Source organism: Polyangium mundeleinium, assembly GCF_028369105.1.
Classification (GTDB): Bacteria; Myxococcota_A; Polyangia; order Polyangiales; family Polyangiaceae; genus Polyangium; species Polyangium mundeleinium.
On record NZ_JAQNDO010000001.1, the window covers coordinates 7,043,073 to 7,065,026 of the forward strand.

Annotated in this window: 16 protein-coding genes; 7 read left to right on the forward strand and 9 right to left on the reverse strand. The window is 67.5% G+C overall.

Going from position 1 to position 21,954, the window contains the following annotated elements; translation table 11 throughout:
- Window positions 1-62: 62 nt before the first annotated feature.
- Entirely contained in the window at window positions 63-3,308 is a 3,246-nt protein-coding gene (locus POL67_RS27870; RefSeq protein WP_271922432.1) for a CARDB domain-containing protein, read from the forward strand.
- Between the two features lie 60 nt (window positions 3,309-3,368).
- Here POL67_RS27870 and POL67_RS53745 read toward each other — a convergent pair whose 3' ends face one another.
- The gene (locus tag POL67_RS53745; RefSeq protein ID WP_271922433.1) at window positions 3,369-5,021 is read right to left on the reverse strand and encodes a TIM44-like domain-containing protein; all 1,653 of its coding nucleotides are present in this window, start codon (window positions 5,019-5,021) and stop codon (window positions 3,369-3,371) included.
- Window positions 5,018-5,644: a hypothetical protein gene (locus POL67_RS27880; RefSeq protein WP_271922435.1), complete on the reverse strand. Its 627-nt coding sequence runs from the start codon at window positions 5,642-5,644 to the stop codon at window positions 5,018-5,020. Before POL67_RS27880 ends, POL67_RS53745 begins: the two co-directional genes overlap by 4 nt.
- 94 nt (window positions 5,645-5,738) lie before the next feature.
- Between POL67_RS27880 and trpS the strand changes: the two genes are divergently transcribed.
- The 6 genes from trpS (at window position 5,739) to POL67_RS27910 (ending at window position 12,278) form a co-directional block, all read left to right on the forward strand.
- Entirely contained in the window at window positions 5,739-6,776 is a 1,038-nt protein-coding gene (gene trpS / locus POL67_RS27885; RefSeq protein WP_271922437.1) for a tryptophan--tRNA ligase, read from the forward strand.
- A gap of 20 nt (window positions 6,777-6,796) precedes the next feature.
- Complete coding sequence (locus tag POL67_RS27890) at window positions 6,797-7,336, forward strand: GrpB family protein (protein WP_271922438.1); 540 nt, start codon at window positions 6,797-6,799, stop codon at window positions 7,334-7,336.
- Between the two features lie 510 nt (window positions 7,337-7,846).
- Window positions 7,847-9,091 carry an AAA family ATPase gene (locus POL67_RS27895; protein WP_271922440.1) on the forward strand — a complete coding sequence of 415 codons (1,245 nt, stop codon included), beginning with the start codon at window positions 7,847-7,849 and terminating at the stop codon, window positions 9,089-9,091.
- The gene (locus POL67_RS27900) at window positions 9,088-9,747 is read left to right on the forward strand and encodes an HNH endonuclease (protein ID WP_271922442.1); all 660 of its coding nucleotides are present in this window, start codon (window positions 9,088-9,090) and stop codon (window positions 9,745-9,747) included. Before POL67_RS27895 ends, POL67_RS27900 begins: the two co-directional genes overlap by 4 nt.
- Window positions 9,747-10,301, forward strand: coding sequence for an SLOG cluster 4 domain-containing protein (locus POL67_RS27905; RefSeq protein WP_271922444.1), 555 nt, complete (start codon window positions 9,747-9,749; stop codon window positions 10,299-10,301). The genes POL67_RS27900 and POL67_RS27905 overlap by 1 nt, the downstream gene beginning before the upstream one ends.
- 288 nt (window positions 10,302-10,589) lie before the next feature.
- Window positions 10,590-12,278, forward strand: a complete 1,689-nt coding sequence (locus POL67_RS27910) for a PAS domain-containing sensor histidine kinase (protein WP_271922446.1) — start codon at window positions 10,590-10,592, stop codon at window positions 12,276-12,278.
- A 366-nt stretch (window positions 12,279-12,644) separates the two neighbouring features.
- Here POL67_RS27910 and POL67_RS27915 read toward each other — a convergent pair whose 3' ends face one another.
- Genes POL67_RS27915 through POL67_RS27945 form a run of 7 tightly spaced genes read right to left on the reverse strand, consistent with a single transcriptional unit; the run spans window position 12,645 to window position 21,920 of the window.
- A complete protein-coding gene (locus tag POL67_RS27915) occupies window positions 12,645-14,366 on the reverse strand; it encodes a class II glutamine amidotransferase (protein ID WP_271922448.1) in 1,722 nt (573 codons plus the stop codon).
- A 35-nt stretch (window positions 14,367-14,401) separates the two neighbouring features.
- Window positions 14,402-15,955 carry a tetratricopeptide repeat protein gene (locus POL67_RS27920; RefSeq protein ID WP_271922450.1) on the reverse strand — a complete coding sequence of 518 codons (1,554 nt, stop codon included), beginning with the start codon at window positions 15,953-15,955 and terminating at the stop codon, window positions 14,402-14,404.
- A complete protein-coding gene (locus POL67_RS27925; protein ID WP_271922452.1) occupies window positions 15,952-17,274 on the reverse strand; it encodes a hypothetical protein in 1,323 nt (440 codons plus the stop codon). Before POL67_RS27925 ends, POL67_RS27920 begins: the two co-directional genes overlap by 4 nt.
- 51 nt (window positions 17,275-17,325) lie before the next feature.
- Window positions 17,326-18,294, reverse strand: a complete 969-nt coding sequence (locus POL67_RS27930) for an alpha-E domain-containing protein (RefSeq protein ID WP_271922454.1) — start codon at window positions 18,292-18,294, stop codon at window positions 17,326-17,328.
- Window positions 18,291-19,784, reverse strand: a complete 1,494-nt coding sequence (locus POL67_RS27935) for a circularly permuted type 2 ATP-grasp protein (RefSeq protein ID WP_271922456.1) — start codon at window positions 19,782-19,784, stop codon at window positions 18,291-18,293. Before POL67_RS27935 ends, POL67_RS27930 begins: the two co-directional genes overlap by 4 nt.
- Before the next feature lie 44 nt (window positions 19,785-19,828).
- A complete protein-coding gene (locus POL67_RS27940) occupies window positions 19,829-20,419 on the reverse strand; it encodes a malonic semialdehyde reductase (protein WP_271922458.1) in 591 nt (196 codons plus the stop codon).
- A gap of 28 nt (window positions 20,420-20,447) precedes the next feature.
- Window positions 20,448-21,920, reverse strand: a complete 1,473-nt coding sequence (locus POL67_RS27945; RefSeq protein WP_271922460.1) for a protein kinase domain-containing protein — start codon at window positions 21,918-21,920, stop codon at window positions 20,448-20,450.
- Between the last annotated feature and the right edge of the window lie 34 nt (window positions 21,921-21,954).

A 21,954-nucleotide genomic window follows, 5' to 3' on the forward strand; every position in this document is an offset into this window, starting at 1 on the left:
CACGCGGTACGCGGCCTTTTCTCGATTTCCGCGGGGGCGTCGTTCCGATATCCTGCTCGGTCATGCGACGATCGAGCTCCCATCTTCTCACAGCGCTCCCGCTGCTCGCGCTCCTCTCCGCCGGTTGTGGCGGCGAGGCCCAGCAGCAAACCACCACGGGAACCACAACGTCCGGCAGCGGCGGCCAGGGCGGCCTCGGCGGCGCGGGCGGTGACGGCGGCGACGGCGGAATCATCCTCGCGGGCTCCGGCGGCGCCGGAGGCCAGGGCGGCCAAGGCGGCGGCGGGGATCTGTGCGTCGGGATCCAGTGCACGCCCGACCAGCACTGCGAGGTGCTGCCGGATGGAATGCCCGGCTGCGTGAACAACACGTGCGGCATGCTGAACTGCAAGCCCACCGAGATCTGCGAGGTCACGCCCGGCGGCGGCGCGCTCTGCAAGGACATCTCCTGCACGCAGGACGTGCAGTGCCCGGCGAACCAGTATTGCAATGGCACGGTCTGCGTCGACGATGCCTGCGTCCCCGGCACGACGACGTGCATGGGGAACGAGCTTTATGCATGCAACGCGAACGGCGCCGAGACGACCGCGCAGTTCACCTGCGGCAGCACCTCGTATTACATGAGCATGTGCACGGACGCCGGCATGGGCGACGCTTCCTGCCCCTGCGAGGACGACTGGGATTGCCCGGCGGACACGGCCTGCGAGGTCGGTCAATGCGTCGGCACGGGCAAGCCCGCGACCTGCACGCTGCCGCCCGTCCCGTTCTCGCAGGTGCTGCCGACGAAGGAGATCCAGTGGGGCGGGACCGGCGTCGCGCCGAACAACGTGGCCGTCAACGCGCCCTTCGGGGGCTCGGCGCAGGTGAGCATGACGCCGCTCGTCGTGAACCTCGACGACGACAACGGCGACGGCCTCATCAACGAGCTCGATTTCCCGGAGATCGTGTTCACCACCTACCACGGGACGTCCGCGGACGAGAACGGCGTGGTCCGCGCGATCCACGGCGGCGGCCCGAACAAGGGCAAGGATTATTTCGCCAATGCCGGGACGAACGTCTGGCACGAGGGCGAGCCGCTGAACAAGGCGTGGGTGAACACGCAAGGCATCGCGAACTCGACGGGCTCGCTCGCGGCGGGGGATCTCGACAATGACGGCGTGCCCGAGATCGTGATGCCCACGGAGGTCGTGGCGGGCGTGTCGACCGGCGGCATCGCCATCCTCGACAACAAGGGCGACATCATCGTGCAGTCGGCGGTCAACCAATTGCCCTCGGCGGGCTACAACGTCCCCGCCATCACGCTCGCGAACGTGGACGGCAAGGGGTTCGCCGAGATCATCGTCGGCCGGTTCGTCTTCACGCTCGGCAAGGATCCCGTGACGAACAAGCTCGTGCTCGTCGACAGGTTCGCCGGCACGCTGACGATCAACGGCAACAACGGGCAGGGGGCGATCTCCTGCGTGGCCAACCTCGTCGGGGACAACAAGCAGGAGATCGTGGCAGGCAGCACGGTCTACAGGTTCCCCACGCCGCCGGCCGGCGTCGAGAAGCGCGCCGATTGCGCAGCGGGCGACACGAGCGCCTTCTGCCTCGGCCAGCTCGAGGTCGTCTGGGACGCGCTGGCCGTCAACGGGGCCGCAAAGGTGCCGACCACGCAACGCGAGGGCTTCTGCGCCGTGGCCGATATCCTCGGCGCAGACGAGGCCGCAGCGCCGGGACCGGGCAATGCGCCTGACGGCAAGCCCGAGGTCATCCTGGTCTCGCGCGGGTACCTCGCGATTTACAACGGCGAGACCGGCGTGCAGCGGCGCTTCACGAACCTGAACGCAGGCGACAACGGCGGCGCGCCGAACGTCGACGATTTCGACGGCGACGGGTTCCCCGAGATCGGCACGGCGTTCGGCACGCGGTACATGATGATCGATCTGCAATCGACGTCGGCGAGCTGCCCGGCGTGGCCGACGGCCATCAGCGACGCCTCCGCCAACGGAAACCCCGCCCGCGCCCCCGGCGCGGCCTGCACGACCGACGCCGAATGCAGCGCAGGCGCCGTCTGCAACACGGCCAAGGGCGCATGCGTGTGCCTGCACAACGGCTGGATGCGCATCACGGAGGACGATTCGAGCCGGGTCACGGCCTCCAGCGTCTTCGATTTCAACGGCGACGGCGCAGCCGAGGTCATCTACAACGACGAGTGCTGGTTCCGCATCTACGACGGGACGACGTCGGAGGTGCTCTTCAAGGAGCACTCGCCGAGCCGGACGCGCACGGAAAACCCGGTCATCGCCGACGTCGACAACGACGGGAACGCCGAGATCGTGTTCTGCTCGAACAACGATTCGAGCTCCTGCTCGGTGGGCTACAACTACCCGAACGGAATCGCCGTCTGGGGCGACGCGAGCGACACGTGGGTGCCCGCGCGGCGCATCTGGAACCAGCACGCCTACCACGTGACGAACGTGCTGGAGAGCGGCGCAATCCCGCCGCTCGAGCCGGAGAACTGGAAGGTCTACAACGGGCGCGAATACAACACGTACCGCTCGAACCCGCGCTCGTTCGGCGTCGCGCCGGACCTCCAGGTCTCGGGCATTCAAATGTCATCGCCGGACGCCGCCTGCGGGCAGCTCTCGAAGAAGCTCGACATCACGGTCGAGATCCGCAACGACGGCGACGTGCGCGTAGGCCCAGGCGTGGTGGTCGCCTTCTACGGGGAGTGGATGAACGGGACGCCGAACGAGCCACTCTACGCAGACGCCGCGCAGACCCCATTGACGGCCGTCCTCGGGACGAGCCTGGAGCCGGGGCAATCGATCCTGGTGACCGTGAGCTACGACGCGACGAACAATTCGCCGGGGACGCTGCCAGAGAAGGTGCGCGTGGTCGTGGACGACGCAAACCAGGAGCGCGAATGCATCGAGGACAACAACACCCTCGAAGCCATGGTCACGCCCGGCGAAATGCAGCCCGATCTACGCATCGACGTGGGCGCAGCCTCCGACGGCTCCTGCCCATCCCCAACGGTCAACGCGACGGTCTACAACGAGGGTTCCGCGCCAGCGAGCAACATCCTCGTGCGATTCTACGCGGGTGATCCCAACCAGGGCGGCACGCCCATCCATGAGGAGACCATCGCAGGCCCCCTCGACCCAGGCCAAAGCGTGATGCTGACCTCGAAGATGACAAACTTCCCCCCAGGTCTGCTCGTGCTGATCTACGCCGTGGTGGATCCGCAAAACACGGTGCAGGAGTGCAACGACGGCAACAACAAGGACGAGGCCAACGGCAAGGTGGTCTGCGGGATCAACTGATCCTGCGCCGGAGCATTCCTTCCCCCCAGCCCCTCTCCCGCTTGCGGGAGAGGGGTGATTTCATCCCCGATACACTTCGTCCTGCTCGATGCGCGAGAGCACCCAGTCGAACTCGCCGGCGGTGAGGTGCGCGTTGCAATGGCCGCAGGCGCCGCTCATGTTGATCTCTGCGTTGGGGGCGCCGCAGTTGGGGCAGACGGGATCGATGCGTGGGGCGCCGCGCCGCTCGGCGCCTCGGATGAGCGTCCAGTATTCGCTGTAGGCGCGCTCCTTCGTCTCGCTGCCGGCGACGACCTTGCCGTCCCCGTCGACCGTGTAATCGCGGCACGACGCGAAGACGCGTACGGTCACGGCGTCGTAATAGGTGTCGGAGAGGACGCGCGCGAGGTCGATCGAGACGATGCGCGCGTCTTCTGTGATGTTGCGGAGCTTTTGCTCGCGGTAGGTGTCGATCCAGTAGCGTTGCGATTGGAACAGGTTGTCCGAGAGGTACGGGCGGGCGAGCACGAGCTTCTGGCTCGACCAGCCTTCGTGGAAGGCGTGGAAGATGGCTTCGACGCGTGCTTTCCAGGCGGACCAGCGGAGGGCTGGGTCTTTCTCCGTGAGGGCGGACCATTTTGATTTTACGCCGGGCGCGACGACGGTCGGCAGGTCGGTTCCGACCTCCTCGGTTGTGCCTGTGAGCATGGGGCCGCGGGGCTCGCGGGCTTCGATGTCGATCGAGAACACGGTCCAGTCGAGTGTGCCTGCGGAGGCGACCACGCCGCAATAGGCGCATTTCGAGCCGATGGCCTTGTCTTGTGGCGCGCCGCAGTTCGGGCAGCCGAAGAGCCTCGTTTTTTCGGGGGGACGCGAGGCCACGTCGGGATCCCGCAGGAGGCGCCAGGTCTCGGAGACCCAGTAGCTTTGTTCCTCGCCGTCGGCCGACACCTCCGTGTAGTTCACCTCGAAGCCGACCACGAGCTCGATACGGCGGACGGGCTCGCTCTGCGCGACGACCGCTTCGAATCGCATGGCGCCGATCACGACGTCCCGGACCTCGGCTGCGGGGTAGGGTGAATAGGCGGCGATCGCGCTCTCGGCGAGGTAACTGCCGAGCGTGTCGAGCTTGCTTTTGCCCCGCGCGGCCTGGACCTCGGTGTAGAGCGCGTAGAGAAAGTCCTCGAAGAGGACACGCGAGAAATGCGGGTCCTTGCTGCCGAGGGCGCGGAGCGCGGATTCGAGGGTGGAATGGTTCTTCCGTTGTCGCGGCTTCTCCGCTGGCGCCTGCTTTCGCTCGCGCTTGCGCCGCCGGGCTGCCCGCGTGCGCTCTTCCTCCGGGTCCGGCAGGTCCGATTCCCACCCGCGCTCGGCCTCGCGTTGCTTCTGGAGGATGGTGCTCGCGACGAAAAAGACGGCACCCATGGCGAGCACGACGAGCACGAACGGCCCCGAGAACCCCGCGGAGCTGCCGCTGTACGAGGTCGATTCGGAGGAAGAAGACGACGGCGACGAAGACGGCGAGGACGAGCGGCTCCCGGACGAGCCACTCCACGGCGATGAGGACGACGACGACGAGCGGCTCGACGAGGAGGAGGAGGACGACGAGCTGCTCCGGCTGCGGAAGGTTTGGCCTCCGCCGGGGCGCGCGGCGGCGTCGTACACGAACAAGGGCGAGGCGAGGCCGATTCCGGCCGCGAGGGCGAGCGCCGCGAAACGTTTCGTGCGTTTCACGCCTCCACCTCGTCGGCGAGCTCGTTTTCGTCGTCCTCGGCGCGCGGGAGCGATCGCCCGAGCGCGGCGCCGAGGTCCCCGAGCGCCGCGAGGAAGGCCGCGCGCCCGCCTGCATTCTCGACCGATGCCTCGATGCGCCGCCGCGCCACGGAAACGTCGTCGCCGAGCGCCTCGAAATCGAGGCCGATGTCGCCGACGAGCTCGACGCGTTGCTCGAACGTGGAGACGTAGATCAGGAGCCCCGTCCGCCCGCGGGTGCGCGAGATGCCGCGCTCCACGAACGCGGCGCGGGCGGCGCGCCGTACGTTCTCGGCCATGAGCCGCCGCGACGTGAGGGCGCGCCGAAGGGGCGGGACGTTCGCCGAGATGAATCCGCCGAGGGCGAAAGCCAGGAGGATCTCGACAGGCAGGAGGTCGTCGTCGAAGGGCGCGGGGTGAAAGAGAAAGACACAAACCGCCGCGAAGGAGAGCACGAAGCCGACGAGCCAATCGGTATGGCGGTAGTGGCCGGAGACGGCGCGGACGGCGACGACGACCTCGGCGGACGTCTTCGTTTCGAGCTCTCGAATGGCCTGCGAGACCTCGTCCTTGGCCTTGGAATCGAGCAAATCCCGGGCGCTCATCGTCGTCCGCCCGGAAGGTAGAGGGGCCAATGCCCGGGAGCAAGGACGAATGCGAGGGGTTGACGCGGAGGGCGTCCGGCGATAGAGGGCACGCGTGAGCGAGTCGACCCAGCAGCCGCAGAAGAAGCCAGTCATCTTGTCGGGGATCCAGCCGAGCGGGCAGCTCGCGCTCGGCAACTACGTGGGCGCGCTGAAGAACTGGGTCGAGCTGCAGCAGCAGTACGACTGCGTCTTCCTCGTGGTCGATCTGCACGCGCTGACGGTGACGCAGGTGCCCGCGGAGCTCCGGAACCGCTGCTTGTCGTTCGCGGCGCAGTACATTGCCTGCGGGATCGATCCGGAGGCGTCGACGATCGTGCTCCAATCCCACGTGCCGCAACACGCCGAGCTCGCGTGGGTGCTCGGGACCATGACGTACATGGGCGAGCTGTCGCGCATGACGCAATTCAAGGACAAGTCGGCGCGGCACGAGGAGAACATCAATGCGGGTCTCTTCACGTACCCGGTGTTGATGGCCGCGGACATCCTGATCTACCAGGCGAACCTGGTGCCGGTCGGGGCGGACCAGAAGCAGCACCTCGAGCTCGCGCGGGACGTGGCGCAGCGCTTCAACCAGCGATACTCGGAGACGTTCGTGACCCCGGACATCTTCGTGCCGAAGGTGGGCGCGCGGATCATGAGCTTGCAGGATCCGACGAAGAAGATGTCGAAGAGCGACCCGAACCCGGACAACTACATCGCGGTGCTCGATACGCCGGACGTGATCCGCCGGAAGTTCAAGCGTGCGGTGACGGACTCGGAGACGGAGATTCGTTACGACGTCGAGAACAAGCCGGGGGTGTCGAACCTCCTGACCATTCACGCGGCGCTGTCGAACCAGCCGGTGGAGGCGGTGGCGGCGCATTTCGCGGGGAAGGGCTACGGCGATCTGAAGTCGGAGGTCGCGGACGTGGTGGTGGCGACGCTGGAGCCGTTCCAGAAGCGGTATGCGGAGGTCATGGCGGACAAGGCCGGCCTCGAGCAGATCCTCGCGCGTGGGGCCGAGAAGGCGCGGGCGCGGGCGTGGAAGACGCTGTCGAAGGTGTACAAGAAGGTCGGCCTCGTGCCGGCGGCGCCGCCGGCGAAGGGGTAACGCCGGGGAGGGGAGGGGCCATGCGCGGGGACGTCGACGAGCCGATTTCGATCGTCGCCTATGATGCGCGCTGGCCCCTCGACTTCGAGGCGGAGGCGGCGCGGGTGCGGGCGGCGCTCGGGCCGGTGGTGGTGGCGATCGAGCCGTTCGGGAGCTCGGCGGTGCCGGGGCTCGTGTCGAAGCCGGTCGTCGACATCCTGGTCGGCGTGGCCGATTTGCAGGAAGCAACGCCGCACGTCGCGGGGCTCGTGGCGATCGGGTACGAGGACTTTGGCCGGATCTTCGTTGCCGAGCGGATCTACCTGCGCAAGCGGGGGGCGGCGCCGCATTTTAATGTGGCGGTGACGGAGCACGGGGGGCCGTTCTGGGCTGCGAACCTCGCGGTGCGGGAGTATTTGCGGGCGCATCCGGCGGAGGTGGAGGCGTACGCGCGGCACAAGCGGGAGGTCGTGGCGCGCGGTGCGACGATGTTTTCGACGTATTCGCAGGCGAAGGACGCGTTCGTGCGGGGGCTGCGGGAGCGGGCGCTGGCCTGGGCGGCGGGGCGGGGGGCTGCGTAGGCGGGCAAGCGGGGTTCGGACGCGCCGGGTGGGGCGTGCAGCGGGTGCAAAGGGCGATCGGGGTGGTCCGAGGGGTGGCAGCAACGCTTGCAGGCGGGGTTCCGAGCGGTCCGAGGGGTGCTTGCAACGGGTGCAGACGGGGTTCCGAGCGGTCCGAGGGGTGCTTGCAACGGGTGCAGGCGGGGGTTGGGGTGTTCCGATCGGTGGTTGCAACGCGTGCAGACGGGAGTCCGGGCGTGCGAACGGGCGCTTGCAACACGTGCGGACGGGGGTCCGGGCGTGCAAACGGGCGCTTGCAACGCGTGCGGACGGGGGTCCGGGCGTCCTGACTGCTCTTCGCGCCGGGTGACGACACTCTTCGGGTCGTTTTGACCTCCGTTTGCGCGCCGTACACGACGATTCCGGTGTGTGAACACACATCATCTCGACGACCGGAGAAGGGTGGAAGCTGGCGCGCCGCATGCTTGCCAGGACGACCCGGCAGGGTGCTAGGCTCCCGGGCGGAGCGCCATGCGACTGATCGACCTGTCCCTGCAGAACATCGGCCCCTTCGATGATGCCAAGCTCGATTTTCTGACGAGCGAGGAGGGGGAGGTCCCGGTGGCGATCATCACCGGGGAGAATGGGGCAGGGAAGTCGATCATCCTGGATGCGATACGGGGGCTGTTCGGGGGGGCCTACACGCCCCTGGAGCGATCCATCGTCCGACCCAATGAGACGTACGAGCTCTGGATGACGCTTGCCCTGGAAGGGCAGCGGCACGTGATACCGGCCCGCGCTCCCTTGGAGCTCGACGATGGTCGTTTCATGTTCGACCAGACGAATGTACTCGGGCGGTTGCCGCTGGACGTCCAGACGGGTGCACTCGATTGCCCGAACTGGGTGGTCGATTTTTGGCGCTCTACACGGCCGAACGACAGCTACAAGATAAACCACTTCGGCCGATATGATCCACGACAGTTCCTTATGGGATCCCTTCAAGGGATCCAGCGCAACGCTGCCGTTACGGAACTCATTTGTCATTTTGATTATCTACGCAGCAGCAATGAACCCAAAGAAAAAGTTGACGGCGATCTCCTCTACGAGACCGTGCGCGACATCTTCCGCGTGAGCCTCCTCGATGGGGAGCTCAGCCATGTCCGGCGCATGGATTTCACCCCGATGGTCCGCCAGAGCGGCCAGCTCGTCCCCCTCGCGAACCTGAGCAGCGGCAACGCCTACCTCGTCCAGCACCTCATCTCGCTGCTCGGCAAGATGTATGCGGTCCACGTCCTGCGCGAGACGCCCCCCGAAGACCTCTGCAAGACCCCGGGACTGCTCCTCATCGACGAGGCGGAGAACCACCTGCATCCGCGCTGGCAGAAGCGGTTTTTGCGCGACGTGCTCCGCATCTTCCCCAACCTGCAAATCATCGCCACCACGCACTCGCCCTTCATCGTCGCCTCGGTCCCGGGTGCGAAGGTCTTCGTCTGCCGGTACGACCGCGACCGGAAGACATGCGTCGTCGAGGACGAGTCCCGGCACTACGAGAACAAGCCCATCGAAGAGATCCTGCTCTCCGCGGCCTTCGAAGAGACGCAGCCCTTCGGGCCGGACATGACGGATCTCATCGAGGCGCGGAAGCAGGCCGTGGAGCGTGGGGACGAGGAACGAAGGCGGAAGATCGAGGCGGAGCTGAAGCGGCGGAACCCCGACTACTTCTCGTACCTCGACATCGACGAGCGGCTCGCCGCGCTGCGTGAGAAGGCGTCTTGATCGCGATCAAGCGCGCCGCGGAGCCCGAAGTGCTCCAGAAGCACAAGGGGAAGTGGACCCAGGCGTTCGTCGAGGAGCGAGGCCAGAACCCGAGGGCTCGGCCGAGATCCGAGCGGTACGCCCACGCGAACGTCAAGGCCACCCTGGAGGCCATGAGCCACCACAAGTGCTTCTACTGCGAGAGGAGCACGAAAGACGAAAAGCCCGAGGTGGATCACTTCGTCGAGGTCGCCGAGAAGCCGGAGCTCGCGTTCGAGTGGGCCAACCTCTATCTCGCGTGCTGCGATTGCAACAGCGCGAAGAACCGAGCGCGGCACATTCCACCCCAGGATTGCATCGATCCGTGCGGAGAAGGCGTTCGCCCCGAGGAGCACCTGGCGTTCGAAGACGAGCTCATCCGTGCGAAAAACGAGTCGGCGACGGGACTCCGGACAATCCAGAAATATGGCTTGAGCCGTGAAACCCTGGACCTCAAGCGCATCCGGCGGCTCCAGTCGCTGCGCAAGGTCGTCGACACCCTCAAGGACAGGATGATAGAGTCCGGCCGGAAGACGCTGACGAGCGAAGAACTCTCGCTCCTGCGTAGCTTCGCGCAGCCGGACGCGCCCTTTTCCTTGATGTGCGGCTGCTACCTCGATCATCACGGTTTTCGATAATGCCCCGCCCTCTTCTCGCCATCATCGGTGACGGCACCGCGCTCCCTGGATCTCCTGCCTACGAAGCTGCTTTCGAGGCCGGTCGTGCGGCTGTCGAGGTTGGTTTTCGTGTCCTCACCGGCGGCCTCGGCGGCGTGATGGAAGCCGCTTGTCGCGGCGCGCGCGCGTCGCAACGGTACAAGGAAGGGGATACGGTGGGGCTGCTTCCGGGGCATGACCCGCGTGCCGCCAATGTCTACGTCGATATCGCGATTCCGACCGGGCTCGGGCATTTGCGGAATGCGCTGGTCGCCCATGCGGATGCCATCGTCGCCGTCGGCGGGGGCGCGGGCACGCTCTCCGAAATCGCCATGGCCTGGATCCACGATCGAATCGTCGTGGCGCTGGAGATCGCAGGCTGGAGCGGCGAGCTCGCGGGGCTCCGCGTCGACGAGCGCGTGCGATTCCCGGACACACCCGACGATTACGTGATCCCCGCCACCTCCGGCACCGACGCGATCCGTCAAGTCGTCGCTACGCTCGCCTACCGAGCCAGCCGCCAAACCACCGGCTAGACCCGAAAAACGCCCCCCAGCGCCCAGCACCTACAGCAGGCAAAGCGCCACCACGCCATCGCAACCCCACCCAGCGAGCCAGCAACCATACCGCCGGGTAGGCCCGAACGAAACGAAGTGAAGTGAGGGCCGTAGGGTGTCGCCCCCGATGGGGGCGACACCCTCCCCAAAAGTGTGGCAGGATGGCGAGGGTTTTCGCGTATGAAGGCTTTGCTCGTCGCTTCTTCCAAGGCCGATCCACAACCACTTGAACGGTTGCTTCTGGGTCAGTGCAGTGACGTGGCCGTCGTGCCTGCCTTGGAGCTCGCGGCGGCGTCGAGCGCGGGGATGGGGATCGCCGTGCTCCTCTCGTCCGAGGACGAGCAAGACTTCGCTTCGATCCTGGCAGCATGTCGCACGCTCCGGAGTGCCCCGGACGGCGGGCCCGTCGTGCTCGCGATGGTCGCGACACCCGAGCACATCGAGACGCTCTGCGACGAGGGCGTCGATGATTTCATGCTCTGGCCAAGCAACGAGAGCCTCGTCACGTCACGCGTGGGGCTCCTGTTCCGGCGCGTCGCGCAGCGGAAGAAGGACGCAGTGCGGGCCGCCATGCTCGGGGATGCGCTCCGGCACGCCGAGCGCAGCGAGCAGCGGTTTCGCCACCTCGCAGAGAGCTCGACCGAGATCCTCGCGCGCTTCTCGCCCGGCGGCGTGCGGCTCTACATCTCGCCCGCATGTCGCACCGTGCTCGGATACGAGCCCGATGAGCTGCTCGGATCGAGCATCCTCGACATCCTCCATCCCTCGGATGTCTCGAAGCTCCTCGAAGCACTCGGCGCACTCGACGCAGGCGCACAAGTCGCAGGCGCAATCATCCGGCTGCAACGCAAGGACGGCGAGTACGCGTGGCTCGAGACGATCAGCCGGCCCGTGCGAGATCCTCGCACAGACGTGATCGAGGAGCTCGTGACGGTCTCGCGCGACATCACCGCGATGATCCACGCCGAGCAAGAGTCCCTCGAAGCAGAAGCAAGGCTCGCCGTGATCGACGCGGTGCCAGATCCGCTGTCCGTCGAGGACGACACAGGGCGGATCACCATCGCAAACCGCGCATTCTGCGCACTCCTCGGGCGATCCCGCGAGGAGGTGCTGGGGCAATCCGCCGACGCGCTGAAGCCCGCGCCGAAGGGCGGGGGACCCGATCGATGGCCGCAGTCAGCCGACGAGCGCGAGGTGACCGTGAAAGCGCCCGACGGCTCGCTGCGGGTGCTCGCCGAGAAGCGGGTGCTCCTCGCCGTGCGCAAGGAGGAGCGGCTGCTCGTGTCGATCATGCGCGATATCACCGAGCAGCGGAAACGCGAAGCCGACGCACGGCTCGGCACCGCAGCCGCGCTCTCCGCAGGCGTGGCGCACGAGATCAACAACCCGCTCTCGTACCTGATCGGCAACATCAATTTCGTATCGGAAGCACTCGGCGCAACGAAGAGCGACGACGTGGCGAAGGCACTCGACGAGGCAGCAAGCGGAGCCAAACGAATCGCAAGGATCATGCGCGACATGCGGATCCTCGGCGAAGCCTCACGAGAGACGCCGCCGCGGACAAACCTCAAGCGCGTGGTAGATGCCGCCCTCCAGCTCACATGCGGCGTGATCGAAGCCCGCGCGCGGCTCTCATCCGAAGTAGCCGACGTGCCCCTCGTCGCCGGAGAGCCAGGGCGAGTCGCACTCGCACTCGTAGACATCCTGCTACGAACCATCCGCGCACTCCCAGAGGGCGATCCCAAGGCAAACGAGGTGCGCGTCGTCCTCGCCCCCGCCGAAGCAGGCATGGTCTGCGTCGAGGTGTTCGGAAGCGGGCGCAGCACAGGAAGCAGCACAGAAGCAGGGCTGTCGCTGAGCGAAAGCAACGTCTCGATGCACGGCGGGCGAATCGACATCGAAGCCACGCCAGGCCGCGGGACACGGCTTCGGCTGGTGCTGCCGGTCGCGGGGTAGGGTCTTTGCTCGAGGGCGTTGCGCTGGGGCTTTGCCCCAGGCCCCACCGGGGCTATCCGCCCCTGGACCCGGACCAGCGCAAGCGCTGGACTCGGGGTCGATGAACTGCGCTCCGCGCAGTTCATCGAACAGCCGCTGGCAAGACCAGCGACGATCCTGCCAACCAACACGGCAGCGCTGCAGGTTCAACCGGCGGCGTTCGCGTCGCCAGGTTGAGACCCACCTTCATGGTCTTGCCACCGGCCCGTTGGAAGAACTGCGCGGAGCGCAGTTCTTCCAGCCCCGGTCCAGGCCGTGCCTGGTTCGGGTCGAGGGGCGAACAGCCCCCGCGGGGACCGGGGCAGCGCCCCGGCGCAACGGTTTCGGTCAGCCGACGGGCGTGACGTGGACGGCGACGTCGAGGGTTTCGCGGAGGCCGCTGGTGTAGATGGTGCCGGAGGTGGGGGTGGCGTCGACGTAGCTGCGACCGACGGCGAGACGCACGTGATCGGTTTGTGTGACGACGCCGCTTGTGGGGTCGAAGCCCTTCCAGCCGACCTCGGGGAGGTAGACTTGTACCCAGGCGTGGGAGGCTTCGGCCATGCTGTGGTTTGGGTGCTTGGGGCCTGTGTAGAGGTAGCCGCAGACGTAGCGGGCGGGGACGCTGAGGAGACGGGCGAGACAGATGAAGAGGTTTGCGAAGTCCTGACAGACGCCGGTGCGCCGTGTGTAGACCTCGTAGGGCGTCGTGGAGAGACTCGTGGAGCCCTTTTGGTAGAGGTAGTCGCGGTAGATCGTTTGGTTCAGGTCGAAGAGCGTGTCGACGAGATCGTAGTCGTTGCGCTCGACGAAGGTCATGGCGTAGCGGGCGAGCACTTCGAGCTGGCTCTCGGGCAGCTCGGGCGGCAGCAGGTAGGGTTGTAGGACCTGCCTTTGCCAGGGCATCCATACGAGTGGGATGGTGCTCCGTGCGTGGAAGGGGCGGAGACCGAAGGGCTCGGTGTCGAGCAGACTCACTTCGGAACGCGCTTCGATCACGAGCTCGGTGTAGGCCTGCTCGATCACGACCTTGCGTGCGTGGTTGCCGAAGACGTCGTCGTAGTCGCGCTGCTTCCCGTCGACGGAGAGCGTGATGGTCGAGGCGTGGAGCGTCTGCAGACGATCGTGGATGGGCGTCAGACGGAGCAGGTGGGAGCTGCGCTCGACGGGCTTGTCGTAGTGGTAGGCGGTGCGGTGCACGATCGACAGGCGGCGGGGCTCGACGGGGGCGGGGCGCTGGAGATCTCGGCCGGCGGCGCGCTGCACGGTGGCGGCGCCGGGGGGCATGTCGACGATGATGGCGCCTTGCCGCACGACGAGGAGATGACCTGGGGACATCGCCTTCCAGGTCGCGCCGGGGCCTTCGAGCGGGTTGGAGGCGACGAGGATGCCTTTTTGCGCTTCGACGCCGCGACGACTGAAATCGAGGTGGAGGTCGGCGTCTTCGAGCAGGAGCTTCTGGTAGGGCGGGCGGATGGTGCCGAGGTGCAGGTGCCCTTCGCCGTGGGCGTCGGCGTAGGCGAGGAGATCACGACCGTCGGTGAGGACGCAGCTCATGTTGCCGTGGGCGCCCATGCGCTCGAAGAAAGCGCGGATGGCGGCGGGATCGGCGTCGCCGATGCTGCGCCAGCCGTTCTGCGCGAAGACGGTGAGCAGCTCGCAGAAGATGAGCTCGCTGTCGGTGGAGCCGGTCGGCTCGAAGAGACTTTTGGTGGTCGAACGTTCGAGACGGTGACGGAGACTGCCGCTGTGGGAGAACAGCCAGTCGCGGCCGGCGTGGCTGCGCGAGAAGGGCTGGGTGTTCGCGTCGGTGATCGCGCCCCACGTGGCGGTGCGGATGTGGAGGACGAAGAGCGAGGCTTCGAGGTGCTCCCAGGCTTTGACGAGCTCGCTGCGGATCGAGCCGTGGGGCGGCGCGGGCTCCTTGAGGACGGAGGCGCTGGGCTCGCCGCCGGGGTAGTAGCCGAGGCCCCAGCCGTCGGGGGGACGCTTCGAGCCCGGGTGGAGACATCGCAGGTCGAAACAAGGCGCGAGCTCGCCCTCGAACGACATGGCGAGGAGGTTCGGCATCGGGGGGAGTGTACTGCGGAAGTGGGGGAGGGCCGCTAGGACGGGGTGGGGGGGTGCTCGAGGGCGTCGATGTCGCGGAGGACGGAGCGGGCTTCTTCGACCTGCCCTGCGCCGAGCGCTTCGAATGCGTCGATGGCTGCCTGCACGAGGTGGCGGCCTTGGGTGAAGTGCCCTCGGAGAACCTCGAGCTGGCCGAGCACGATACGTGACGCGGCCAGACCAAAGGGATCCCCGATCTCCTCCTTGATCACGATGGATTCGGCGAGGCGCCGCCGAGCTTCGTCGACGCGGCCCTCGTCGGCCTCGATCTCGCCGAGAAGGTGGAGCAGCTCTGCCTGGGCGTAGCGATTCCCGATCCTGTCGAAGATGGCCCTCGATTCGTGGAGCAGCCGCCGTGCTTCCTCGTAGTGGCCTTGGCCCCGCTCGATCCGGGCGAGGAGCCCCAGCGAGACCGCACGACCTGCGATGTCGCCGGCTTCTTCCTTGGCCGCGCTCGCTTCTCCGAGCAGCTTCCGCGCCTCCTCGTACTGGCCCTGGCTACACGCGATGCTCGCGAGCTGATGCAAGGACGCCCGACGGCCAGCTCGATCTCCGATCTTGTCGAAGAGCACGATCGCGGCCGCGAGCAGCCTCTGTGCTTCCTCGAACCGCCCTCGGTGATCCTCGATGCGCGCGAGCTGATGAAACGACACCGCGCGTTCCTTCTGATGTCCGACGCCGTCGTGGATCACGAGGCACTCCGTGATCAGCTTCCGCGCCTCCTCGTACCGCCCTTGCCGAAACGCGATCTCCGACAACGCACGAAGCGCCGCCGCACGCCCCCGACGATCGCCCTGCGCGTCACACACATGCGCGACCGCCTCGTAGACCCCACGTGCCTCGCCGTACTGGCTCCTTGCCTCCAGCAAACGCCCTTCGAGGAACCTTCGATAGGGGCTCTCCTGCTGCGCTTCGGGGTTGTGCATGTCGAACTGCCCAAGGAGATCCGCAGCCTTGTCGACATCCCCCACGTTCGTCGCGAGGAGCGCCTCCACGAGCCGGGCATCCACGCGATCCGGCTCCCCCACGACCATCGGCGCCGCGACCCCCAGCCGCGCATCCATCGCCGCGAGCTTCAACCGCAGCGGCTCGGGCTTCTCCTCCCACATCCACGCCCCGGCAAAATCCACGAAGTCCGGCGCCTTCCGCTCCATCACCTGCGCCGCCACGGGATGCACGATCAGGAGCCACGGCAGCGGAAAGCCCCGCGCGAGCTCGTCCCGCTCCACGTTGAGCTGCGCGACGATACGTTCTTCCGCCTCGGCCTCCTCCAGCCCGTGAAGGATCAGCGACGTCGTGCCCAACGCCGGCGCCGTCGCCTCTCGGAGCACGTCCCACAGCCTCCGCTTGCCAGGGCCGACCTCGCGCAGATCGATCCCCACGACGCCCTGCACGTTCGCCTTGGCCCACGCGATCAGCGCGTCCCGCTTCCACGGCGTCGTGATCTGCACGATCGCCAGATCGAAGCCGTGCCCCACGCCCCACTCGAAAAATCGGCGGAGCACAAGGCCGTCGTCGTCGCCGAGCAGGGCCTCGGGCTCGAAGGTCACCGGCGCCGCTCCCGCATCAGCTCGTCCACGAGCGGGTGCACGTCGTACCAGCCTTCGCCGTTGTACTTGAACGCGAGGCGGTGAAAGAGGACCGCGAGCGACTTGTCGTCGTCGCCGATCTCCTTGGTCTCCGCGATGTGCCCGAGCGCCTCCCACCAGCCGTTCACGTTGATCTGGTCCCGAAGCCGCTGCTTGCGCCGCGCGATGGCCTTCTCCACGTCGGGCTCCGTGATGGTCGTCCCACCCAGCCGGGCAAACCTGGCCGTCCACGAGACGAGATCCAGAAGCTCGCGAATCCCGCCGCCGCTCGCCGCGATCAGCCGATCACGGACCTCCTTGTCCGGCATCACCACGTCGAGGTCGATCCGCTTCGCGAGGACCTGTTCGAGCAGGTCGCGCCCGGGGCCGTCGAACTCGTCGTACCGCTGGTCGCGCGTCCGGAGCCTGACCGTGAACATGTCGTAACAGGCATAACTCGCGTCGAGCTGGGCGGACCGCGGTTGAAGCAAGAGGCTGATGGGCGGCGTGAGGATCAGGTTGCAGCGAAGGCTCTGGATCCGATCGGCGCCGATCACGAGAAGCTCGTCGATGACCGGTGGATCGTAGCGGTCGAGGTTGTCGATCATCAGGAGGAGCGCGCGGCCGTCGAGCGCTTGCTGCGCGGCTTCGAGGAAGTCGTTCACGTTCTGGATCAACGTGCCGGGGAACTTCTTCAGGACCTGCTTCACCTCGGTGCGGTACTCGCTCTCGTGCTTCATGAGCGCCTTGGCCTGCGCGAACATGCTGCCGAGGAACGGGACCTCGAACTTGCCCTCGATGCCCGCCGCGACGTTCGCGTCGTAGCCTTGTGCCCACTTCGTCGAACGAATCGCTTCGGCGAACCACTGCTCGACACGCCGGAGCAAATCCGCAGGCAAGCTCTTGCCGATCCGACGCATCTCCTTCTCGACCGCGAGCGCGATGTTGAGGAGCAGATCCTCGGATTCGATCCGGACCGGATCCATCTCGACCGTCGCCTCGAGGTAGAGCGCGTGGTACGCGTCCCCGACGAGGCCCGCGATGCGCCTGAGCTCCGTGCTCTTGCCCGCGCCGCGGTGGCTCACGAACGCCGCGTGGAGGATCTGCTCGCTCTGCCGCGCCAGCAGATCCTGCACGAGCGTCTCCGCCGCCGCGTCGCCACGCCCCGCCGAGAGATCCTGCCACCGAGGATCCCCACTCGGCAGGGGATCGTCCTGGTCGCAATTGTGGACGACGTCGCTCAGCGTACCTGCAGGCGCGAGCGCGAGCGCTTGGGGCAGTGCGGCGACGAGGGTCGACATGGCTCTCGTCCGCGCAAAGTAGCACGGCCCATGCCGTACCCCGCCCGCACGTCAAGCGGCGGTTCCGCCCCCGCAGCCGAGCAGCTCACGGCCGATCTCTTCGCAAATGCCGCCCGTCTCCGAGACCACGTAGGTCGCGAGGTCGTGGATCGGCAGGATCGTCTCCGGGGTCTGCGACGAGAGCCACGCGTCGAGCGCGGCGAGGCGGGCGAGGGAGCGCTCGCCGGGCAGATCGTTCGCGCCGGCCGGACGGATCGAGAGGAGCCGGGCGTGGGCCTCGGCGACGGCGTGCCGGACGGAGCGGGGGAAGAGGGGTTCGAGGATCAGGAACGCGGCGACGGCGGGGCCCGTGACGCGGCCCTGGTGCCGCTTCATGAAGGGCTCCTTGCCGGAGCACGAGCGCAGGATCGAGAGCCAGACGCCGGTCTCGACGACGACGTCGAGGCGCGTCTCGTCTTTGCGGAGCGCGTGGTGGTGCACGTCGACGATGCGGGCCGAGTGGCCGGCGCGCTCGAGGAGCAGGCCGAGCGAGACGAAGTCGAGCGGGTCGTCGTGGAGCATCGTGCTCTGCAAGAGGCCCCGGCAGAGCTCGATGGCGCGGCGGATGGTCCGGTAGAACCCGTAGCGGTTCGAGGCGTACTCCTCGCGCGCGGCGGGGCTCTGCGACCAGAGGTAGAGCTCGTTCAGCGTCTCCCAGACTTCGAGGCTCACGACCTCGCGGATCGAGCGGGCGTTGTCGCGGGCCGCGGCGATCGAGCGGACGAGGGAGACGTAGTTCTGCGGGTTCCAGGTCATGTAGTTCTGGACGAGCTCGCCGTCGCCCGCCGCGGCCTCGCCGTGCTTGGCGAAGAAGGCTTCACGCTCGCCGGAGACGATGACGACGGGCAACCAGCACTGCCGGGGGCCGAGCTCGGCGTCGAGCGAGAGGTGCAGCGTGACGTGGAGGACACGCGCGGTGCAGTCGACGCGTTCGAGGTAACGACCGAGCCAGAAGCAGTGGTCGGCGACACGGGCGATCATGGCTCGGTCCTTCCCGGATCTTTTCCTTTGAGCACCCACGTATCCTTGGAGCCGCCGCCCTGGCTCGAATTGACGACGTACGAGCCAGGCACGAGCGCGACGCGCGAGAGGCCACCGGGCAAGACCCAGGGGCCCGCAGGCGAGGTGAGGACGTAGGGGCGGAGGTCGACGCGGCGAGGGACGAGCGCGCCCGTGGCGCCGTTCCACGTGGGGCAGGTGCTCAGTTCGAGGCGCTCCTGCGCGACGAAGCGGCGCGGCTCGGCCTCGATGCGGCGGCGGAAGGAGTCACGCTCGGCGGCCGAGGCGGTGGGGCCCATGAGCATGCCGTAGCCGCCGGCCTCGTCGACCGATTTGACCACCAACCGATCGAGGTGGTCCCTGACGTACCGGAGGTCCTCGTCGCGGGCGCAGACGAAGGTGTGGACCTGGGCGAGGATCGGCTCCTCGGCGAGGTAGAAGCGGATCATCTGCGGGACGAAGGCGTAGACGGCCTTGTCGTCGGCGACGCCGTTGCCGAGGGCGTTCGCGAGCGCGACGTGGCCCTTCGCGTAGGCGCGGACGAGGCCACGCACGCCGAGCAAGCTGTCCGGGCGGAAGGCCTCGGGGTCGAGGAAGGCGTCGTCGATGCGGCGGTAGATGACGTGCACACGGCGGGGTCCGCGCGTGGTGCGGAGGAAGACGCGGTCGTCGTCGACGTAGAGGTCTGCAGGCTCGACGAGCTCGAGGCCCATCGTGCGGGCGAGGAAGCTGTGCTCGAAGTACGCGGAGTTGTACGGGCCGGGCGTGAGCACGACGGCGTGCGTGTCGTCGGGCGGGGCAGGGGAGACCGAGCGCAAGACCTCGGAGAGGCGCGCGGGGTAGTGCTCGACCGGATGCACGCGGGCCTCTTCGAAGACCTTCGGCAAGACGCGCTTCGAGACGATGCGGTTTTCGAGGACGTACGAGACGCCGGAGGGCGTGCGGAGGTTGTCCTCGAGGACGCGGAAGACGCCGTCGGGGTCCCGCACGAGGTCGATGCCCGCGACGTGGATGCGCACGCCGCCCGCGGGGCGCAGGCCCCGGAGCATGGGCAGGTGGTGCTTGGCGCCGAGGACGAGGTCGCGGAGGAGCGGATCTTCCGCGAGGATGCGCTGCTCGCCGTAGACGTCGTCGAGGAACATGCCGAGCGCGCGGACGCGCTGCTCGATGCCCCGCTCGACATGGGAAAAATCCTCGGCCGAGACGAGGCGCGGGACGAGGCAGAAGGGGAAGATCTTCTCGGTGCCGCGAGAATCCGCGTAGACGGAGAAGGTCACGCCCTGGTTGAGGAGGGCGCGCTCGGCGAGAGCCTGCCAGCGCGTGATCGCGTCGGGCGAGGCGGAGGCGAGGGGAGCGAGCGCGCGTCGGAAGGGGAGGCGCAGGTGCCCGCCCGGTTCGACGAGCTCGTCGTACGTGCCGGGCGCGCTCGGATACCCGGAGAAGAGGCTCGACGGAAGCGGTTCTTCAGCCACTTCCTCCAGTGTATCCAGGAAGAACGCAGCGCGTAAAGAACGCGTCAGAGAATCGTGCAGGCCTCGTCGAAGGTGAACCGAGGGTTCCGCGGGAAGAGTTTTGTGCTGTCGCCGTAGCCGAGGTTCACGAGGAAGTTCGAGGCGTAACGGCCGTCGGGGAAAAACGCGCGGTCGAGTTTGTCGTTGTCGAAGCCGGACATGGGGCCCACGTCGAGGCCGAGCGCGCGCGCGGCCAGCATGAAGTAGGCGCCCTGGAGCGTGCCGTTGCGGAACGCGGTCTTCTCGGCGTGGGCCTCGTTGCCCACGAACCAGGAGCGCGCGTCCGCGTGCGGGAAGAGCTTGGGCAGCTCGTCGTAGAAGCGGCGATCGGTGGCGATGATCGCCGTGACGGGCGCCGTGCGGGTCTTCTCCTGGTTGCCCGCCGAGACCACGCCGAGGAGCCGCGCCTTCGCCTCCGCGCTCTTCACGAAGACGACGCGCATCGGCGAGCAGTTCGCGCTCGTCGGGGCCATCTTCGCGAGGTCGTAGATCTCGCGCAGCACGTCGTCCTCGACCGGGCGCTCGATCCACCCGTTGTGGGTGCGCGCGTTGCGGAAGAGTTGATCGAGCGCTTCGTCGTCGAGCCGATTCGCCATGGGAGCCGTCACCTCGGGAGAGAACGATTCATTGCGTCAGAAAAAAGACGACGGCGCCCACCGTGATCCCCACGAGGACGGCGATCGGGACGAGGAGCCAGAAGCTCGTGGCGCCCTTCTTCTTGCGCGACGCCGTGCGAGGTTTGTCGGTGGCGAGCGCCGCCGCGGACTTGCGCGCCTTGTCGTCGGCCACGACCTTCACGACGGACGGCGGCTTCGGTGACGAGGGCTTTTTCGCGGCCGGCGGGGGTTCGCGGCCCGTGGCGAGCGTGTCCGTGACCGACGGCGCCGCGGGGATCGTGGGCGAGGAGCCGAGGACGGGCTCGGCGTCGGCCGGGACGCGGATGATGACGCCGTCCTTCAAGAGCTTGCCGCCCTCGGGATCGGTGTCGTGATCCGCGTCGGCCGGGGCGACGGGCCGGAGCCCCTTGCGCTTGATCGTGAGCTCCTCGGAGGGGAGCGTCGATTGCTCGGGGATCGTGGCGTGCGCGACGCGGACCGACTCGACCGGGACCTCGGCGATGTTGCGGCGCGAGGGCGGCGGAGGCGCGTTGTCGCGCGAGGTGCCGCCGAGCCGATGCGGCGTGGTGCGCAGCTCCGGCAGGATTTTCTCCAGCGCGGCCTTGAGCTCGACGGCGCTCTGCTGCCGCTGCGCGGGCCACTTTTCGAGCGCGGTCAGGATGACCGCTTCGAGGCCCTTGTGCATGAAGGGCGTGGCGTGGCTCGGCCGGGGCGGCGGCTGGCGGATGTGCTTGAGGGCGATGTCGATGATGGACTCGCCGCTGAAGGGGATCTGGCCGGTGACGAGCTGGTAGAGGAGCACGCCGCACGCGTAGATGTCGCTGCGCGGGTCGACGGCCTCGCCGCGGCACTGCTCGGGCGACATGTACTCGGGCGTGCCGACGATGACGCCGACGGTGGTGATCGCGGAGCTCGGCGCTGCGCTGATGGGCCCAGCCTCCCCGGCTTCGCCCTCCTTCGGCTCCTTGTCGAGGATCTTCGCGATGCCGAAGTCGAGGACCTTGATGCGCTCGCGGCCCGCGGCGTCGGGCTGGCCGAGGATCATGATGTTCTCGGGCTTGAGGTCGCGGTGCACGACGCCTTGCGCGTGCGCCGCCGTGAGCACGTCGCAGACCTCCATCAAGATCCGCGCGGCCCTCGCCTCGGCCAGGCGCCGCTCGACCGAGAGGATCTCGAAGAGATCCCGGCCCTGGAGCAGCTCCATCGCGATGTACGCGACGGTCCCATCGACGCCGTAGTCGATGATCTGGACGGTGTTCCTGTGGTTGAGGCGCGAGGCGGCCTTGGCCTCGCGGCGGAAGCGCTTGGCGAAGGTGGTGTCACGCGCGAGCTCCGGGTGCATGACCTTGACCGCGACTTCGCGCGGGTCGGCATCCTGCACGCCGCGGTACACGGTCGCCATCGCTCCCTCCCCGAGGAACGCGGTGATCCGGAACCGACCTGCCAGGGTGCTTCCAATGAGGGCCGCGGCGGTGCTCATACGAACGGGAACATCCGGCAGCCTAACGCGATAA